This window comes from Aureibaculum sp. 2308TA14-22, assembly GCF_040538665.1.
Taxonomy (GTDB): Bacteria; Bacteroidota; Bacteroidia; order Flavobacteriales; family Flavobacteriaceae; genus Aureibaculum.
On sequence record NZ_JBEWXT010000002.1, the window covers coordinates 1 to 2,339 of the forward strand.

2 protein-coding genes are annotated in these 2,339 nt (G+C 38.1%); both read right to left on the bottom strand.

The window, feature by feature from the left end; all coding sequences use genetic code 11:
• Nucleotides 1-130: type IX secretion system membrane protein PorP/SprF (locus U5A88_RS15880; protein WP_354208259.1), on the bottom strand; the 130-nt coding region annotated here is incomplete at its 3' end.
• Nucleotides 131-263: 133 nt separating this feature from the next.
• On the bottom strand, nt 264-2,339 hold a 2,076-nt coding region (locus tag U5A88_RS15885; protein ID WP_354208255.1), incomplete at its 5' end, for a gliding motility-associated C-terminal domain-containing protein.

The following is a 2,339-nucleotide window of genomic DNA, read 5'->3' on the forward strand; positions in this document are numbered from 1 at the left end:
AACCCGCATAAGCCGGATTAACAATGTTCATGTTGTACATATACTGAGTATACTGCGGGTCTTGTTGTGCATGACCCTCTAGAGTACCTAAACCTAATATTAATAGTAAAACTACTGATGCTATTCTCATTGTGTTCTTAATTTAGTTTTCGCTTTAGCTGAAACAATATTTTTATATAATTCTTCAAAGTTTGTAAACCTAAAAGGTTTTTGAATTATAACCTGCAAGGTCTTTATAAGACCTTGCAGGTTATAATTTTTTATTAATAATTAATATAAACCCACTCTGCAATTGGTTTTCTACCGGCTTCGTTAAATTCGATAACAAAATAGTATGTTCCTACAGGTACTTTATTACCTTTACCGATAGTCATAGTACCACTAGAGTAACCATCCCACCAATCTGACTGAGCACTTCCGTTACGGCTATATTCATATACCATATTACCCCATCTATCATATACTTCCATAGTATAGTTCTTATATTGTGCTAAGGCAGGTATAATTAATTCATCATTAAGACCGTCTCCGTTTGGTGAGAAACCATCAGGAATAATATCACATGAGGTTGGGTCTAAGTAATCTGGATAAGGATCTTCATCACAATTATCATTCGTTGGATCACCATCATTATCTCCATCTTCATCAATAGTTGGGATTCCGTCACCATCATCATCCGTATCTCTATAGTCAACTTCATTATCTCCAGTTACAAGCGTAGAATTATTTGAAACTGATGCTAAATCATTATCTCTGTTTGGTAAGTCACTAGCAGGGTCTGTGCCTACAGAAAGTCCGTTAGGGTCAGCAAAATCACCTACAGAACCATCATAAGCATCATCCAAACCGTCGTCGTCAGAATCTGTTCCACTTGGCAATACATCAGCAATACCATCAGCATCATAATCATGACCTTCTGTACTGTCTGGTACGTTATCATTATCCGAATCAGAATCTAAATAATCAGGATCGTCAGCTCCGTCTGTATTAACTGGAGTAAGGCCTGTTCCATAAGCATCATCCAAACCATCACCATTAGCGTCAATTCCCGAAGGATTATCATAATCTGCAGTTGTTTGGGCTTCTACATTATCAGGAATACCATCATTATCCGCATCCAAGTCTAAGTAATCAGGATGAGTATCTCCGTCAGAGTCAGTATCTGTCTCTAAAAAACTTAAGATACCATCATTATCATCATCTATATCAAGGAAGTTAAGTTGAGTATCTCCGTCAGAATTCCAAGGGGTATAGTTAATATCGGCTAAAAGTGTATCATCTGTTTCTAGTTCATCAAACAAACCGTTAGTACCAAAGTCTGCATCAACACCATCAATTATACCATCGTTATCTGCATCTAAATCAGAATTACCTGCTTCTACAACATCATAGATACCGTCACCATCTGCATCTAAATCAAAGTGATTCGCTATTTCATCACCATCAAAGTCATATTCAGACTCTACATCATCATTGGCATCACCAACAGAAATATTATCATCATCGTCATCTAAATATGCTGGAACACCATCACCATCATTATCTGCTAACGGATCTAAACCTTCATACTCCATTAAATCTGGAATACCATCGTTATCATCATCTAAATCAAGAGGATCTCCAATACCATCGCCATCAAAGTCAGGATAAACAGTCAGCAATGCCGGGTCGGAAATCACATCGGTATCACAAGCAAATGCTGGTGAAGAAAGAATCACTCTGTACCAATAGCCATTGTACTCTAAAGGCACCAACGATAATGTTAATTGATTCGTAGTTGCACCAGTAACCGCTGGGGCTGCACCTCCGTTTGAAATATTGGACCAATTGGTCCCACCATCAGTACTCATTTGCCATTGATAAGTAATAGTATTCTGCAAATCAACGTCAAAATTAGCATTGGCATTAACTACAATTACTTGATCTTGAGGCTGGGTAGCAATAGGTTGTATTGCAAGACCAGCTTCTTGGAAATCAAACACTCCGTTATTATCTAAATCGTTAGGTGTTGTATAACCCGTAGTTCCAGGTGTGTTAACTAAGCCATTGGCATCTACTGTTAAACCTGTATTACTTCCCAATTCCCCATCACTATCATTATCAACTAGGCCAGCTTCTGTAACATCATTACAACCATCGTTATCAGCATCCAACTCTTGAGAATCAGGAGTTCCGTCTCCATCTGAGTCTGCTGTTGCAGTTGTAACAGTAGCCGCAGCTGTATCGTCAGTTTCTATTAAATCTAATAATCCGTTTGCACCAAAATCAGCTGGATTACCATCTAAGATTCCATCGTTATTCAAATCAACTACTGTGGTTCCGTTTAATTGACCTGATTC